We start from the raw sequence: 15,359 nt of genomic DNA on the forward strand, positions 1-15,359 counted from the left end.
CTAAAGGCCTCTCTCTTCCCATGCGCGAAGGCCGACGTCTTGCAGGATAATTTTGCCTATCTGCTGCCTTTCATCATGTTCACTTTCGGCGTGGTCTTCCTCGGCTTGCAGGCCATAGGCTTTCGCCCCGGGCGCTATTGGGGGCTTGGTTACATCCTGGGTGCTGCCGGTTTTGCCTTGCCGATGGTTCTGCCGGAGGGGTTTGATCTTTTCGGGGCGCTGCTGGCCGATTTCCTCTTCCTTGCCGCCTTTGTCCTTTATGGCCACGCTCTTCTCGTCCAGTTTGGAGCGCCAACCTATGTGAGGGTGCGGCTCGGTGCTGCCATAGCGGCCTATCTTGTCGTCTGCTTCTTCATCCTGGTTCAGCCAAACCTCAGAAATGAGCTTGCGACATCCGATATGGGGCTCGCTCTCCTTCTGGCTCCATCCATTTTCCTCGTTCGCCGCAAGATACGAAACCTGATGGACAAGGTTCTGCTGGCCGCTGCCTCGCTGGTGGTCGCAGAGACGCTGATGAGGGTTGGCATATTCCTGTGGTTTACGACAGGCTCCTCGCCGGAAAGCGTGGGTGCCTATTTTACCTCGGATTATTCCTATCTGGCGCAGTTCACCGCCAGCATCTGCGGCTTCCTCATGGCGCTTTCGGTGCTCGGCAGTGCGATAGCCGATGTTATCGAACAGCACCGGCTGGAAGCGGACCACGATCCGCTGACCGGGCTTCTCAATCGGCGGGGTTTCGATCTTTCCGCTCCGGACTTCAGGTTGACGCCACTGCCTTCAGGCGCAGTTCTGATTTGCGATATCGATCACTTCAAGTCGGTCAATGACCGCTTCGGTCATGCGACCGGCGATCGGGTGATCATCGCGCTTGCATCGCTTCTGAAAGAAACTCTGCCTGCCAGTGCCAAGGTTGCGCGTTTTGGCGGGGAGGAATTCGTGGCCTATGTTCCAGACATGCCGGCCGCACAGCTTGCGATACTGGCCAATATGGTGCGCAGTGCCTTTGCCGCCCGCAACTGGTCCGAAGGCCCGTTTCCGGTCCATATCACCAGCAGCTTCGGTATATCCGCCATCGCGCTTGGCGACCACTCCATCCATGATGCGATTTCGCGCGCCGATGGCTTCCTCTACAGGGCGAAGGAAGCGGGCCGAAATCAGGTGGTCCAGGAAGGACTTGCGCTTCTGGGTGTCACGCCTGCGGCCAGCCTCAAAGTGGTTGCGAGCTGACTTTTATCACCGCTGCCATCAATCTCCGGCAGCAGCACTTTCGATGGCCGGGATCAATTCACGCTCATAGGTCGTCACGTCGATCGGGCCGACCTTCTTGTAGAGGATCGTGCCATCCGGGCCGACGAGATAGGTCTCCGGAATACCATAGACGCCCCAGTCGATCGCCGCCCTGCCATTCGGATCGATGCCGATGGCGGCATAGGGATTGCCGAGTTCGCCAAGAAAGCGCACGGCATTATCGGCCTTGTCCTTGTAGTTAATGCCGACAATGTTGAGCCGCTTATCCTTCGACAACTCCTTCAGCATCGGGTGCTCCTGCCTGCAGGGCACGCACCAGGAGGCAAAGACGTTGACCAGCGTCAGCTTGCCGGTAATGGCCGCATCGGTGAGCGCCGGTACATTGGAGCCCTCCAGTGGCGGCAGCGCCAGCGCAGGCGCCTTCGTGCCGATCAGCGCCGAGGGAATGGCGCTGACATCGAGGCCATTGACGTCCTGCTCATAGAGCATCTTGGCCGCGATCGCCGCGAAGCCACCAAAGACCAGCAGCGGCAGGAGTGCGAGCACGTAGCGCGAGCGCCCGCGCGATGTGGAAGGAGGTGGCGATTTCGTGTCGCTCATGTCGAGGATGCCTCGGTTTTGGCCGGACGGGAGCGGCGGCGGATGCCGAGCGCTTCCAGCTCCTTCATTTCGCGCTTGCGGGCGAGTCCGTCGAGCCAGACCCAGGCGATCAATCCAAAGACGATGAGGCCGGTTAGCGCGTAGGACATGCCGATGTAGAAGGCGTGGGTCATGGTGTCACGCTCCCCTTCCGGCAGCACGCGCGGCAAGGCGTCGTTGCGCGGCGATGCGCCTGCGCATGATCTCGTTGCGCATGGCGGCAAGATGAAGCGTGAAGAACAGCAGGGTGAAGCCGACAGCCATGGTCAGCAGCGGCCAGAGGAATTCCGGATCGATGGCCGGGCCGTCCATGCGCATCACGCTTGCCGGCTGGTGCAGCGTATTCCACCATTCGACGGAAAACTTGATGATCGGAATATTGACGAAGCCGACGAGGATCAGCACCGCGCTGACACGCGCCGCCTTTGATGGATCGTCCATCGCCTTGTTGAAGGCAATCAGGCCGAGATACATCAGGAACAGAATGAAGACGGAGGTCAGGCGCGCATCCCACACCCACCATGTGCCCCACATGGGCTTGCCCCACAACGAGCCGGTGATCAGCGCGATCAACGTGAAGGCGGCACCGATCGGCGCTGCGGATTTATGGCTGACATCGGCGAGCGGATGGCGCCAGACCAGCGTGCCGATGGCCGACAGCGCCATGACGGTATAGCACATCATGGAGAGCCAGGCGGCGGGCACATGCACATACATGATCCGCACCGTATTGCCCTGCTGATAATCGCCGTCCGTCGAGAAGGCGAGATAGAGGCCAATCAACAGACAAAGGGCGGATAGCCCCGCCAGCCATGGCAACAGGCGCGACGACAGCGCCAGAAACCGGGTGGGATTGGCGAGATCGCTGAATTTGGTGATGGCTAGGCTCGTATTGGTCATGGCATCTTTCTGGCCCCGGGCGAAGCCCTTTTACAATGCCGACGAAGCCGCGGCAATTGATCCTTGTCAATCGGCGGAATTGCGCAATGCCAAAGCGGCGAAGAAGGGTCCAACCACCGATGAAAAGAGCGTGATGGCGATCAGGATCAGGAATGGCGGCATGAAGGGGGCCGGATCTTCCACCGCAGCGTAAGACGCGCTGACGCCGAAGATCAGCACAGGAATGGCCAGCGGCAGAACGAGGATCGACACCAGCAAACCGCCGCGCGGCAAGGCCACGGCGACGGCCGCGCCGACTGCGCCGATGAAGGTGAGGGCGGGTGTGCCGACGAGCAGCGTCAGCATGACGGCGCCGATGGCGACTTCGCCCATATTCATGAAGAGGCCGAGAAGAGGCGAAGCGATGACGAGCGGCAGGCCGGTTGCTGTCCAATGCGCCAGGCACTTGACCAGAACTGTCAGGACCAGCGGGTTTTCATGCATCAGGATCAGATCGAGAGAGCCGTCATCTCTTTCTGCCTGGAACAGACGGTCGAGACCGAGGAGGGCTGCGAGCAGCGCGCCGATCCAGACGATGGCTGGACCGATGCGGGAGAGGAGATTGAGGTCCGGCCCGACGCCGAAGGGGATGACGGCGACCACAGTCATGAAGAAGAGGACGCCGATCAGCGCGCCACCACCGGCGCGGATGGAGAGTTTGAGGTCTCGCAGGAAGAGGGCGGTCATCGTGGCGTGCTCCCGCGTGCGGGATTTACGCCCGAGAGGTTCGGTTGCGGACCCCCCTCTGCCCTGCCGGGTATCTCCCCCTCAAGGGGGGAGATCGACTGGCGGTGACGTCTTGCCCATCGCAGCACTATAGAATGTCGTGAGGAGCGCGCCTCAAGACGATCTCCCCCCTTGAGGGGGAGATGCCCGGCAGGGCAGAGGGGGGTAAGCGCGGCACGCTTGAGGACGCTCATCAATAAACCTCCTCCACCCCAGCAAACCCCGTCATGCGCAACGCCTGCGCCTCCTCCAGCCCCAGCGGCTGATGGGTCGCGGCAATCACCATCCCGCCCTTGGCAAGATGCGTCTTTACCAATCCGGTAAACATCCGGTCCGCTTCCGCATCCAGCGCCGCCGTCGGCTCGTCCAGGATCCAGATGGGTTTCCACGCCACAAGCAGCTTCGCCATGGCGAATCGCCGCTGCTGACCGGCGGAAAGATAGCCGAAGGGCAAATGGGTGATTCCGGCAAGGCCGACGATCTCGGCTGCGTCTTCGATCGAGGCAGAGGACGTTCCGTTGAAGTCACCGAGAAAACGCTTCCAGAAGGACAGGTTCTCGTAAACCGTCAGTTCCTGCTTCATGGCGTTGCGGTGGCCGAGATAGTGGCTGACTTCAGCTGGACGGGTGCCCTTTTCTATTCCTTCGCCGGCTATCTTTATGGTGCCTGTCTCGGCAGGCAGGAGCCCTGCAAGGACGCGCAGAAGCGTGGATTTGCCCGATCCGTTGGGGCCAGTGAGAACGAGAGCGTCACCATCCGTTAACTGGAGATAAACGTTCATGAATATGAAATCTTCGCCTCGTCTGACGCCAAGATTTTCCGCTGTCAGATGCACTGCTCCGCCTCGTTTAAGATTTTAATCATCTCGATCAAAAAAAATCGAAATTAGCCGTTCGTTGGTCTGGCACGTTTTGGTGAAATTATCTATATGGGTCTCAACCACGCCAGCGGCCGGCGTGAACATCACCTAGCGCCGGACCTGAACGTTGCGAAAGCAATTTTCTCGTGCGGACAGCGGAAATGGTCGTACCCGCATCCTGATGTGCATGATAGTGCATAGGTGTCCGCACGCGCGTGTTGGCTATCAGAATGAGCGGGGTTTAATAACCGTGGCCAAATCTCTCGACAGTTTCAATTGTCGTTCCGTTCTTACCGTCGACGGTAAGGATTATGTCTATTACAGCCTGCCGAAAGCGGAAGCGAACGGCCTCAAAGGCGTTGCCAATCTCCCCTATTCGATGAAGGTTCTGCTCGAGAACCTGCTGCGCAACGAAGACGGCCGTTCGGTCCGCAAGTCCGATATCGAGGCTGTTGCCGAGTGGCTGAGCAACAAGGGCCTGAAGGAAGCGGAAATCGCTTACCGTCCCGCCCGCGTTCTGATGCAGGACTTCACCGGCGTTCCCGCTGTTGTCGACCTTGCAGCCATGCGTGACGGCATCAAGGCGCTTGGCGGCGATCCTGAGAAGATCAACCCGCTCGTGCCTGTCGACCTCGTCATCGACCACTCGGTCATCGTGGACGAATTCGGCAACCCGAATGCCTTTGCCCGCAACGTTGAGCTGGAATATGAGCGCAACGGCGAGCGCTACCGCTTCCTCAAATGGGGCCAGCAGGCGTTCAAGAACTTCCGCGTCGTTCCTCCGGGCACCGGCATCTGTCACCAGGTGAATTTCGAATATCTCGGCCAGACCGTCTGGACGAAGGAAGAGGACGGCGAGACGATCGCTTATCCGGATACCTGCGTCGGTACCGACAGCCACACGACCATGATCAACGGTCTTGGCGTTCTGGGCTGGGGCGTTGGCGGTATCGAAGCCGAAGCGGCCATGCTTGGGCAGCCGGTTTCCATGCTTCTGCCGGAAGTCATCGGCTTCAAGCTGACGGGCACGCTGAGAGAAGGCGTCACCGCAACCGACCTCGTTCTGACCGTCGTGCAGATGCTGCGCAAGAAGGGCGTCGTTTCCAAGTTCGTCGAGTTCTTCGGACCTGGCCTCGATAAGCTGCCGGTGGCAGACCGTGCGACCATCGGCAACATGGGCCCGGAATATGGCGCGACCTGCGGTTTCTTCCCGGTCGATACCGCAACCGTCGGCTACCTCGACATGTCCGGCCGTGCGAAGGATCGTATCGCCCTCGTCGAAGCCTACTCCAAGGCGCAAGGCATGTGGCGCGACAATGACGGTTCGCAGCTGGTCTTCACCGACACGCTGGAACTCGACCTCGGCGACGTCGTGCCGTCCATGGCCGGCCCGAAGCGTCCGGAAGGCCGCCTGCCGCTCGAAACCATTGCACCCAACTTCGCAACGGCTCTCGAAAACGACTACAAGAAGCCCGGTCAGCTCCACACCCGTTACGCGGTTGAAGGCGAAAGCTACGATCTCGGCCATGGCGATGTGGCCATTGCCGCCATCACGTCGTGCACCAACACCTCCAACCCGTCGGTGCTGATCGCTGCCGGCCTTCTGGCCCGCAATGCCGTTGCCAAGGGCCTGAAGTCCAAGCCTTGGGTCAAGACGTCGCTTGCGCCTGGAAGCCAGGTCGTGGCGGAATATCTCGAAAAGGCTGGCCTGCAGAAGGAGCTCGACGCGCTCGGCTTCAACCTCGTCGGCTTCGGCTGCACGACCTGCATCGGCAACTCCGGTCCGCTGCCTGCACCGATCTCCAAGACCATCAACGACAAGGGTCTGATCACCGCTGGCGTTCTTTCCGGTAACCGTAACTTCGAAGGCCGTATCTCGCCCGACGTTCAGGCGAATTACCTCGCTTCCCCACCGCTCGTCGTCGCCTATGCGCTCGCCGGCACGGTGCAGAAGGACCTGACGACCGAGCCGCTTGGCGAAGACCAGAACGGCAATCCGGTCTATCTGAAGGATATCTGGCCGACCTCTGCGGAAGTGCAGGAATTCATCCAGAAATACGTCACCCGCGAACTGTTCGAAACCAAGTATGCTGACGTGTTCAAGGGCGACGAAAACTGGCAGTCGGTACAGGTTCCCGATGGCCAGACCTATGCCTGGGACGACAACTCGACCTACGTCCAGAACCCGCCTTACTTCGTCGGCATGGGCAAGAAGGGCACCGGTCTCAAGGATATCAAGGGCGCTCGCGTTCTCGGTCTCTTCGGCGACAAGATCACCACCGACCACATTTCTCCGGCCGGTTCGATCAAGGCAGCATCGCCTGCCGGTGCATACCTCACCGAAAACGGTGTGGCGGTTGCCGATTTCAACCAGTACGGCACGCGCCGTGGCAACCACGAAGTGATGATGCGTGGCACGTTCGCCAACATCCGCATTCGTAACCACATGCTTGGGCCGAACGGTAAGGAAGGTGGCTACACCATCCACTATCCGTCCAAGGAAGAGATGTCGATTTACGATGCTGCGATGAAGTACAAGGATGAGGGCGTTCCGCTCGTTATCTTTGCTGGCGTCGAATACGGCAACGGTTCTTCGCGTGACTGGGCGGCAAAGGGCACCAACCTGCTCGGCGTCAAGGCCGTCATCGCGCAGTCCTTCGAGCGTATTCACCGCTCCAACCTGGTCGGCATGGGCGTCGTTCCCTTCACCTTCCAGGAGGGCACGACCTGGGCAAGCCTGGGTCTGAAGGGCGACGAAACCGTCACCATCGAAGGCCTGGAAGGCGAGATCAAGCCGCGTGAAACCAAGATCGCCAAGATCACCTACTCGGACGGCACAGTGAAGGAAATTCCGCTGCTTTGCCGCATCGATACGCTGGACGAAGTGACCTACATGGACAATGGTGGCATTCTGCAGACCGTTCTTCGCGATCTGGCAGCCTGATCCATCTGTCAAAGAGTTCGAAACGCCGGGAGCGATCCCGGCGTTTTTTTGTGGCCTGCGGGGCGGCATCTTCCGAGGGTCTGATCGGCCCGAAGGAACGGGTCTTAGCCCCTGCCTTTTCGTACTCATGCGAAGGCTGCGAAGCTCACCCCATCGTGACTTCCTCTTGAACGGAGTTCGAGGCTATTTTCCGCCTTGCCACCATACCCGAATTGATTGCATCAATGGTTCGGACCGGCCTTCAGACAAGGGTTCACGCTATGCCGAATACAATTGGCCCGCAGCGAAGCGGCATTTTCAGAAACGGGCTTCGCAGCGTTGGCGTTTCCCTATGCCTGTTCGGCGGGCTTTCTGCGGGTGCGGCCTATGCTCAGGATCAGCTGAAAGGCGTGGTCGAGCTCTTCACCTCGCAGGGCTGCGCCTCCTGCCCGCCGGCAGATGCCAATCTGCGCAAGCTTATCCAGAATGGCGATGTGATCGGCCTGTCCTATCATGTGGACTACTGGAATTATCTCGGCTGGACGGATTCGCTGGCGTCGAAGGAAAATACCGAACGGCAATATGGCTATGCGCGCGCGCTTGGGCGCAACAACGTCTATACGCCGCAGGCGGTGGTGAATGGGCGTGACCATGTGAAGGGCGCGGATATCCAGACGATCTACCGCCGCCTGGACGATTTCAACAAGGCCGGCGAGGGCTTGAACGTGCCGATTAGCACCGAGCGGGTCGGCGATGAGATCGAGATCGATATCGGTGCCGGTCAAGGCAAGGCGGAGGTCGTGGTTGCCTATTTCAACCGCGAGCAGGTCGTCGACGTGCAGAAGGGTGAGAACCAGGGCAAGACCATCTCCTACTGGCACAGCGTCTATGATGTGCAGACGGTCGGCATGTGGGATGGCAAGGCGATGACCGTGAAGCTACCGGCAAGCGTCATGAGCAAGGCGAAGTCCGGCGGCTGTGCCGTGCTGCTGCAAAAGATGGATGCGGTTGGCAATCCATCGGCCATTGTCGGTGCGAATGTGCTGATGCAGTCAGAGGGATAAAACGAGATTTTCGGGGATCCCCGCTGGGGGGAGATCCGGCCCGGGCATTGGGGGCTGGGGGTAAAGGGTCAATGCACCGGACCGGGTCATCTTGGTGCCTAGGCATCAATTGACAATCGCAATATTCCATTGAATTCGGGCCATGATTTGTTCGAAATTGGGCATTTGCGCCCGCTTGTTCTGCCTCATTGGTTACCGGAAAAGCTGCTCCTTGCCGGACGACTTTGCGGGCTTGCAATTTCGCCAAGGCGGGGACAGACTGTCGCAGAGATGTCATAAGCAGTCGAGCGAGGTGCCGGATGGCCGATCAGCCGGATTTGCAATACGCGACTTCCCAGACCCGGGAAGGCTCTACCGTCGTTGATCTTCGGGAATACAAGCGAGCCAAGGACCCCTTGCCCGTGACCTTCCACCGCCGGGAATTGGACGCCATTCTGCGCGTCTACGGCCGCATGGTGGGCGAAGGCGAATGGCGCGACTACGCCATCGACCACATGAAGGAAAAAGCGGTCTTCTCCGTCTTCAAGCGCTCCGGCGAAATGCCGCTCTTCAGGATTGAGAAGAACCCGAAGCTTGCTGCCAAGCAGGGCGCCTACACCGTCATCAATACCGATGGCCGCATTCTCAAGCGCGGCCATGAACTGCCTCAGGTGCTGAAGGTGTTCGACAAGGCTTTGAAGCTGATCGACTAAAGCGCTGTGCGTCCTGTTGGACGGGGAAAGGACGCTTTACCTTTTTGAATCGACGCATGGTGCTTTCCGGACATCGAGTCCGATCTTCGGGCCGATGCTGTCAGGCGGCAGGGGAGCGACGCTTCCTCGGCCTCATAGGCGGGCATGAAAAAGGCGGCCAGTGGCCGCCTCAGACTGCTGACAAACCCCTGGCGTGAGCTAGGGGTTTATGATTCATTGGGACATGTTGAAGAAACCTGCTCCTGAACAGACTGCTCTTGAGATGGTGACGCTCGATAGCCTGGTCCCTAAAGATCATCTGCTTCGTAAGATCGACGCGGTGATCGACTTCTCATTCATCCATGATCGTGTTGCAGGCCTCTACTGCGCCGACAATGGTCGTCCACCACTCGACCCGACCTTGATGTTCAAGGCTTTGTTCATCGGCTACCTGTTCGGTGTGCGCTCGGAACGGCAGTTGGTGCGTGAGATTGAAGTGAACGTCGCCTATCGCTGGTTTCTGCGCATGAAGCTGACGGACCCTGTCTTCGATGCCTCGACGCTTTCTCAGAACCGCCGCCGTCGCTTTAACGACACATCCGTTGCCCAAGATATCTTCGATGCGATCGTGGAGCAGGCGATCCGGCACGGTCTGGTGGATGGGACTGTCCTCTATACGGATTCCACCCACCTGAAGGCGAACGCCAACAAGGGCAAATACGATCTGGCCCTGCTTCAGAAATCGCGGGCCGATTATTGGGCCGATCTAGATCGGGCAATCGAGGCGGAACGTGCGGCGCATGGTCAGAAGCCGTTGAAGGAGAAAGAGCGCGAGCCAGAGGTGAAGGAAACGAAGGTCAGTCGTACCGATCCCGATAGCGGTTATATGGTGCGCGACGGCAAGCCCAAAGGCTTCTTCTATCTCGATCACCGCACGGTTGACGGGCGCTCTGCGATCATCACCGACACGCATGTGACGCCGGCCAATGTGCACGACAGTATCGTCTATCTGGAACGGCTCGATCGACAGCGCCAACGCTTCGACTTCAACGTCGGCGCGGTTGGGCTAGACGCGGGCTATGCCACGGCAGGCATTGCCAAGGGGCTGGAGGACAGAGATATCCTAGGCGTGACCGGCTATCGCAACCCGACCCCGCCCAAAGACGGCATGATGCGCAAGTCGAAGTTCGTCTACGAACCAGAGGCTGATGGCTATCGCTGCCCTGAAGGGCAACTGCTGCCCTATGCCACCACCGATCGAAGCGGTTACAAGCACTATCGCTCAGACCCGTCCATCTGCCGTGACTGCCCGCTTCTGGCGTCATGCACAACAAACGCAAAGGCAGAACGCACCATCACCCGCCATGTCTGGCAAGATGCACGTGAGCGAACCGACGCCCACCGGAAGACGGCACGGGGCAAAGCGATCTACAAGCGGCGCAAGGAAACGGTGGAGCGATCCTTTGCCGATGCCAAACAGCTTCACGGGCACCGCTATGCCCGCTTCCGCGGCCTGATCAAGGTCAGATGGCAGTGCCTCATCGCCGCAGCTGCACAAAACATAAAGAAGATCGCATTGGCGGTGACCAAAACACCTAAACCTGCCTGGGGATGAGGCGATCAGCCTCAACTTGTCTCCCATTCAGCATCGCACACGCAGATCACCAAACAGCATCATCCTAAAACAGAAAAACCCGCCAAAAAAATCGACGGGTTTGTCAACGGTCTGACGGCGGGATTTTCCCGCCGTTTTCATTTGTAGCGACACCTCCACCGGGTGTGGCGCTCGATATGATGTGATCGACAGACTGCCGTTAAGGTCACGCTTTTGCCGCAGATATCGACGATCTGGTTGTGACGGACGATTGCGGTGGTAATCATTCCAGTGATATACACGGGCGCGTTCATATTTAGGATCGCGGAAGAAGGCGAAGCATCACCGTGAGGTGAGCGTACAAGCTTCATGCCGCGAGAGTTTCAAAAGCAATGCCGTGGAACCGGTCCACTGGCTTGCCGAGAGGGAGAGACCAGGATGAACTTCGGAAAGAAGGCGATGCGCAGCGTCGCGTTTGCCTTTGCGATCTTCGCAGTTCCCATGATTGTCGCGCCGCAGGCGAATGTCGCTTTTGCCGACAGCGCGGTGAAGATCGTCGTCAACAAGACACCGATCACCTCTGACGATATTGCACGCCGCGTGGCTTTCTTGAAGCTGCAGCGCCAGTCTGGCAATCTCAACGAGAAGGCCCGCGAACAGCTGATCGAGGAGGCTTTGAAGCGCGAGGAAATCGCCCGCGTCAAGGCTTCGGTCAGCACCGCAGATGTCGATGCCGCCTTCGGCCGCTTTGCTGCCAGCAACAAGTTGACGAAAGACCAACTGACCAAGGTGCTGACACAGGCTGGCGTGGGTGCCGACCACTTCAAATCCTTCATCGCCGTGCAGATGAGCTGGCCACGCCTGGTCAATGCGCGCTATGGCGGCAAGAACCGCATGTCGACACAGGACTTCATCACGCGCCTCAAGGAGCGCGGCCAGAAGCCTGTGACGTCGGAATACTTCCTGCAGCAGATTATTTTCGTCGTACCGGAATCGAAGAAGTCCATCATCGGCAAACGCAAGAGCGAGGCGGAAGCGTCTCGCAAGCGCTATCCCGGCTGCGAGCAGGCAAAGACCTTCGCAGCCACCATGCTGGATGTTTCGATCAAGGACCTTGGCCGGATTCTCGAACCGGAACTCCCCACGGAGTGGAAGGACCTGGTTACCAAGACGCCTGAGGGCGGCACCACAGCCACGCGCGTGACCGAGAAGGGCGTCGAGTACCTGGCTGTCTGCAAGAAGCAGCAGGTTTCCGATGACTATGCGGCGGAAGTTGTCTTTCGTGCCGAAGACCTGAGCAAGGCGGAAAAGGGTGAGAACCCGAACGAGAAGAAGTATCTGGACGAGCTTCGCAGCAAGGCACAGATCACTCAAACCTGATCCTGGTGCGGCACCCTGATGCGGTGCCGCTATGGTTTCCAAGATATCAAAATGCCGCTGATCGGCAGGGTCGCACCTTTCGAGACCAGCGCAACAGGTGAAAGATCCGAACGTCGTGACGTCGCTTGAACTGCCTCTCGCTTTGACACAGGGCGATCCCGCCGGCATCGGTCCCGATATCGCGCTTGCAGCCTGGGCAAGACGTGATGAACTCAATGTTTCGCCATTTCTCTTCGTCGGTGATCCAGACGTGCTGACGAGCCGGGCAAATATTCTTGGCATTCCGGTCAACATCGTCACCTGCGAGGCTGAAGAAGCGGTTTCTGCATTCACCACCGGCCTACCCGTTTTGCCTGTTCCCGTCGGTTTTGACGTACAGGCAGGCCAACCTCATGTCGGCACAGCCATCTCTACCATCAAAGCCATCGAGACCGCTGTCTCGTTGACGATGGCGCGAAAAGCGGCTGCCGTCGTTACCAATCCGATTGCCAAGGCCGTGCTGTACGAAGCCGGCTTCGGCTTTCCCGGCCACACAGAATTCCTTGCGGATCTCGCGCTCAAGCACACAGGCCAGGCAGCGCGACCGGTAATGATGATCGCCGGACCGAAGCTGCGTGTCGTGCCTGTGACGATCCACATTCCCATCAAGGATGTGGCATCTGCTCTGACGGAGGAGCTCATCATCGATACATGCCGGATCGTTGCCAACGACCTGAAGAGCAAGTTCGGCATGGATGCGCCAAGACTGGCGGTCGCTGGGCTAAACCCACATGCGGGCGAAGACGGCACGATCGGTACCGAAGATCGCGATATCATCCATCCGGCGACCATGCAGTTGCGCAAGGATGGCATCGACGCATTCGGGCCTCTGCCAGCCGATACCATGTTCCATGATGCCGCACGCAAGCGTTATGACGTTGCGATCTGCATGTATCACGATCAGGGCCTGATTCCGGCGAAGGCACTCGGCTTCGATGACTCGGTCAATGTGACGCTTGGCCTGCCCTTCATCCGCACGTCGCCCGATCATGGCACCGCCTTCGGTATTGCCGGACAGGGCATCGCCAACTGCTCAAGCCTTGTGGCGGCGTTGAAGATGGCGGCCGAGATCGCTGCGCGGCAGGCTTCGTGATGGCAGCAATCGATGGTCTTCCGCCGCTGCGCGACGTCATCCAGCGCCACGGCCTTGATGCGAAGAAGTCGCTCGGTCAGAACTTCCTTTTCGACCTTAATCTGACGCAGAAGATTGCGCGTACCGCCGGTCCTTTGGACGGTGTTACGGTCTTCGAGGTCGGACCTGGTCCAGGTGGCTTGACCCGCGCCATTCTATCGCTTGGCGCAAAGAAGGTGATTGCCGTAGAGCGAGACAGCCGCTGTCTTCCAGCACTGGCGGAAATTGCCGATCATTATCCCGGACGCCTGGACGTGATCGAAGGCGACGCGCTCAAGACCGATTTCGAAGCTCTCGTTCCCAAGGGCGAACCGGTGCGTATCATCGCCAACCTCCCCTATAATGTTGGCACCCAGCTTCTGGTCAACTGGCTTCTGCCGAAGGAGTGGCCACCATTCTGGCTCTCCATGACGCTGATGTTCCAGAAGGAAGTCGGACAGCGCATTGTTGCCGAAGAAGGCGATAACCACTATGGCCGCCTGGGTGTGCTCACGGGCTGGCGCACCGTGCCGGAAATGGCTTTCGATGTTCCGCCACAAGCCTTCAGCCCACCCCCGAAGGTCACCTCGACCGTCGTGCATCTCCTGCCCAAGGAAAAGCCGCTGGCCTGCGATGTGGCGAAGCTTGAGAAGGTCACGGAAGCCGCTTTCGGCCAACGCCGCAAGATGCTACGCCAGAGCGTGAAAAACATCGGCGGAGAAGCCCTGCTTGAAAAGGCGGGCATCGACCCGACGAGACGCGCCGAGACGCTGTCGGTCGAAGAGTTCGTGCGGCTGGCGAACAGTTTGTAATCCTGCCACGGGCATCACCAAGCCGACATTGATCTTGTTTTAGACCCTGCCGAGAGGGCCGCCATGAACGATGCCGGTTTCCAATATGAGCTTGCTCTCCCATCAGGAACCGCAGACTGCGTCGTGGTCCTTCTCCATGGATCAGGACGGGATAAGAACGACCTTCTGGCATTCGGCCGGGCGGTGTTTCCCAATGCCGTTCTTTATGCCCTGCGCGGCGCTGTGCCCTGGGAAAATGGTTATGCATTTTTCCGCAGAAAGCCCGACCGGCAAATCGACGTGGACGATCTGAAAGCGCAGGCGACCAGGCTCTGCATGTTCATGGATTTTGTCATCCGTCAGACAGGCCAGACGCCGTTTCTCGTCGGCTATTCAAATGGTGCAATCATGGCGGCTGAGGTGCTGTGCCAGAATGGCAGCATGGCGCGGGGGGCCATCCTCTTGCGGCCGCTCTCACCTAGAAGACATGAGGAACTCCCTAGCCTCTCCGGCTTTCCCGTCCTGCTGCTTGCAGCGAGGCAAGATGAAAGGCGGGCGGAGAACGACGCGCGTGATCTGCCCGACCAGTTCACTAGTGCTGGCGCGGATGTTCGTCTCGAAATGCTGGATAGCGGTCACGGCTGGGCAGAAGACGCAGCCGATGAGAAGCTGTCGCGTCAGTGGCTGGCAACCAGAGAACCGGGCTAATTAAAGCTGCGGCTCTTCCTCCAACAATCCCCTGACGAAATCGAACATACCGTGGCGACGGTTACGGCGGACACGTTCGGCCTTGACGATGGCTTCGACAGCCGAAAAGGCGGCCTGGAGATCGTCATTGAGGATCACATAGTCATAGTCGCGCCAATGCTCGATCTCGGCGCGGGAATTGGCAAGGCGTGTGCGGATCACCTCTTCGGTGTCTTCGGCGCGGCGATGCAGGCGCGACTGCAGTTCGGTCATGGTCGGCGGCAAAATGAAGATCGACACCACATCTGCCTGCATCTTGTCCTGAAGCTGTTCTGCGCCCTGCCAATCGATATCGAAGAGCATGTCGCGACCTTCAGACATGGCCTGCTCAACCGGCGCGCGCGGCGTTCCGTAGAAATTGCCGTGCACCTCCGCCCATTCCAGCAGTTGATCGCTGTCTCGCAACACCTCGAATTCACGCTTGGTGATGAAGTGGTAATGAATGCCTTCGATCTCGCTCTGCCGGCGCTGGCGCGTCGTGACACTCACCGACAGGCTGATATTCTTGTCCCGATCCAGCAAGTTTCTGGCGATGGTGGACTTGCCCGCACCCGATGGCGAGGACATGACCAGCATCAACCCTCTGCGGGCGATATGAACGGGAGAGCTATCTGCTGGTACCATGGAG

General features: G+C 59.0%; 15 protein-coding genes. 9 read left to right on the forward strand and 6 right to left on the reverse strand.

Going from position 1 to position 15,359, the window contains the following annotated elements; translation table 11 throughout:
- The first annotated feature begins 39 nt into the window (after positions 1 to 39).
- A complete protein-coding gene (locus EYC79_RS15310; protein WP_130978519.1) occupies positions 40 to 1,227 on the forward strand; it encodes a GGDEF domain-containing protein in 1,188 nt (395 codons plus the stop codon).
- Between the two features lie 18 nt (positions 1,228 to 1,245).
- Here EYC79_RS15310 and EYC79_RS15315 read toward each other — a convergent pair whose 3' ends face one another.
- From EYC79_RS15315 to ccmA, 5 genes are all read right to left on the reverse strand, one after another.
- Entirely contained in the window at positions 1,246 to 1,848 is a 603-nt protein-coding gene (locus EYC79_RS15315; protein ID WP_130978520.1) for a DsbE family thiol:disulfide interchange protein, read from the reverse strand.
- Positions 1,845 to 2,021, reverse strand: coding sequence for a heme exporter protein CcmD (gene ccmD / locus EYC79_RS15320; RefSeq protein ID WP_130978521.1), 177 nt, complete (start codon positions 2,019 to 2,021; stop codon positions 1,845 to 1,847). Before ccmD ends, EYC79_RS15315 begins: the two co-directional genes overlap by 4 nt.
- Before the next feature lie 4 nt (positions 2,022 to 2,025).
- Positions 2,026 to 2,787: a heme ABC transporter permease gene (locus EYC79_RS15325; RefSeq protein ID WP_130978522.1), complete on the reverse strand. Its 762-nt coding sequence runs from the start codon at positions 2,785 to 2,787 to the stop codon at positions 2,026 to 2,028.
- 66 nt (positions 2,788 to 2,853) lie between these two features.
- Entirely contained in the window at positions 2,854 to 3,513 is a 660-nt protein-coding gene (ccmB, locus tag EYC79_RS15330; RefSeq protein WP_130978523.1) for a heme exporter protein CcmB, read from the reverse strand.
- Between the two features lie 232 nt (positions 3,514 to 3,745).
- On the reverse strand, positions 3,746 to 4,387 hold the full coding sequence (gene ccmA, locus EYC79_RS15340) for a heme ABC exporter ATP-binding protein CcmA (protein WP_130978525.1): 642 nt from the start codon (positions 4,385 to 4,387) through the stop codon (positions 3,746 to 3,748).
- 274 nt (positions 4,388 to 4,661) lie between these two features.
- On the opposite strand from ccmA, the gene acnA reads away from it, so the two are divergent.
- The 8 genes from acnA to EYC79_RS15380 all read left to right on the forward strand — a co-directional run bounded on the left by acnA (position 4,662) and on the right by EYC79_RS15380 (position 14,692).
- Positions 4,662 to 7,355 carry an aconitate hydratase AcnA gene (gene acnA / locus EYC79_RS15345; protein WP_130978526.1) on the forward strand — a complete coding sequence of 898 codons (2,694 nt, stop codon included), beginning with the start codon at positions 4,662 to 4,664 and terminating at the stop codon, positions 7,353 to 7,355.
- Positions 7,356 to 7,615: 260 nt separating this feature from the next.
- Positions 7,616 to 8,398, forward strand: coding sequence for a DUF1223 domain-containing protein (locus EYC79_RS15350; RefSeq protein WP_130978527.1), 783 nt, complete (start codon positions 7,616 to 7,618; stop codon positions 8,396 to 8,398).
- A 299-nt stretch (positions 8,399 to 8,697) separates the two neighbouring features.
- Positions 8,698 to 9,090, forward strand: coding sequence for a DUF2794 domain-containing protein (locus tag EYC79_RS15355; protein WP_130978528.1), 393 nt, complete (start codon positions 8,698 to 8,700; stop codon positions 9,088 to 9,090).
- A 223-nt stretch (positions 9,091 to 9,313) separates the two neighbouring features.
- Positions 9,314 to 10,684, forward strand: coding sequence for an IS1182 family transposase (locus tag EYC79_RS15360; RefSeq protein WP_130978529.1), 1,371 nt, complete (start codon positions 9,314 to 9,316; stop codon positions 10,682 to 10,684).
- Between the two features lie 417 nt (positions 10,685 to 11,101).
- Positions 11,102 to 12,043: a SurA N-terminal domain-containing protein gene (locus EYC79_RS15365; protein WP_062598224.1), complete on the forward strand. Its 942-nt coding sequence runs from the start codon at positions 11,102 to 11,104 to the stop codon at positions 12,041 to 12,043.
- Positions 12,044 to 12,158: 115 nt separating this feature from the next.
- On the forward strand, positions 12,159 to 13,175 hold the full coding sequence (pdxA, locus tag EYC79_RS15370; protein ID WP_130978616.1) for a 4-hydroxythreonine-4-phosphate dehydrogenase PdxA: 1,017 nt from the start codon (positions 12,159 to 12,161) through the stop codon (positions 13,173 to 13,175).
- Positions 13,175 to 14,005: a 16S rRNA (adenine(1518)-N(6)/adenine(1519)-N(6))-dimethyltransferase RsmA gene (rsmA, locus tag EYC79_RS15375; protein WP_130978530.1), complete on the forward strand. Its 831-nt coding sequence runs from the start codon at positions 13,175 to 13,177 to the stop codon at positions 14,003 to 14,005. Before pdxA ends, rsmA begins: the two co-directional genes overlap by 1 nt.
- Before the next feature lie 63 nt (positions 14,006 to 14,068).
- Entirely contained in the window at positions 14,069 to 14,692 is a 624-nt protein-coding gene (locus EYC79_RS15380) for an alpha/beta hydrolase (protein ID WP_130978531.1), read from the forward strand.
- Here the strand turns inward: EYC79_RS15380 and gmk are convergent, their stop codons facing one another.
- Positions 14,693 to 15,355, reverse strand: coding sequence for a guanylate kinase (gmk, locus tag EYC79_RS15385; RefSeq protein WP_062425619.1), 663 nt, complete (start codon positions 15,353 to 15,355; stop codon positions 14,693 to 14,695). It lies immediately after the preceding gene.
- Between the last annotated feature and the right edge of the window lie 4 nt (positions 15,356 to 15,359).

This window comes from Agrobacterium cavarae (genome assembly GCF_004310285.1).
Lineage (GTDB): Bacteria > Pseudomonadota > Alphaproteobacteria > Rhizobiales > Rhizobiaceae > Agrobacterium > Agrobacterium cavarae.

What these genes read in the sequence shown, in the direction of transcription:
- EYC79_RS15315 (WP_130978520.1), bottom strand. Translation starts at nt 1,848, where the DNA reads ATGAGCGACACGAAATCGCCACCTCCTTCCACATCGCGCGGGCGCTCG.
- ccmD (WP_130978521.1), bottom strand. Translation starts at nt 2,021, where the DNA reads ATGACCCACGCCTTCTACATCGGCATGTCCTACGCGCTAACCGGCCTC.
- EYC79_RS15325 (WP_130978522.1), bottom strand. Translation starts at nt 2,787, where the DNA reads ATGACCAATACGAGCCTAGCCATCACCAAATTCAGCGATCTCGCCAAT.
- ccmB (WP_130978523.1), bottom strand. Translation starts at nt 3,513, where the DNA reads ATGACCGCCCTCTTCCTGCGAGACCTCAAACTCTCCATCCGCGCCGGT.
- EYC79_RS15350 (WP_130978527.1), top strand. Translation starts at nt 7,616, where the DNA reads ATGCCGAATACAATTGGCCCGCAGCGAAGCGGCATTTTCAGAAACGGG.
- EYC79_RS15355 (WP_130978528.1), top strand. Translation starts at nt 8,698, where the DNA reads ATGGCCGATCAGCCGGATTTGCAATACGCGACTTCCCAGACCCGGGAA.
- EYC79_RS15360 (WP_130978529.1), top strand. Translation starts at nt 9,314, where the DNA reads ATGTTGAAGAAACCTGCTCCTGAACAGACTGCTCTTGAGATGGTGACG.
- EYC79_RS15365 (WP_062598224.1), top strand. Translation starts at nt 11,102, where the DNA reads ATGAACTTCGGAAAGAAGGCGATGCGCAGCGTCGCGTTTGCCTTTGCG.
- rsmA (WP_130978530.1), top strand. Translation starts at nt 13,175, where the DNA reads ATGGCAGCAATCGATGGTCTTCCGCCGCTGCGCGACGTCATCCAGCGC.
- EYC79_RS15380 (WP_130978531.1), top strand. Translation starts at nt 14,069, where the DNA reads ATGAACGATGCCGGTTTCCAATATGAGCTTGCTCTCCCATCAGGAACC.
- gmk (WP_062425619.1), bottom strand. Translation starts at nt 15,355, where the DNA reads ATGGTACCAGCAGATAGCTCTCCCGTTCATATCGCCCGCAGAGGGTTG.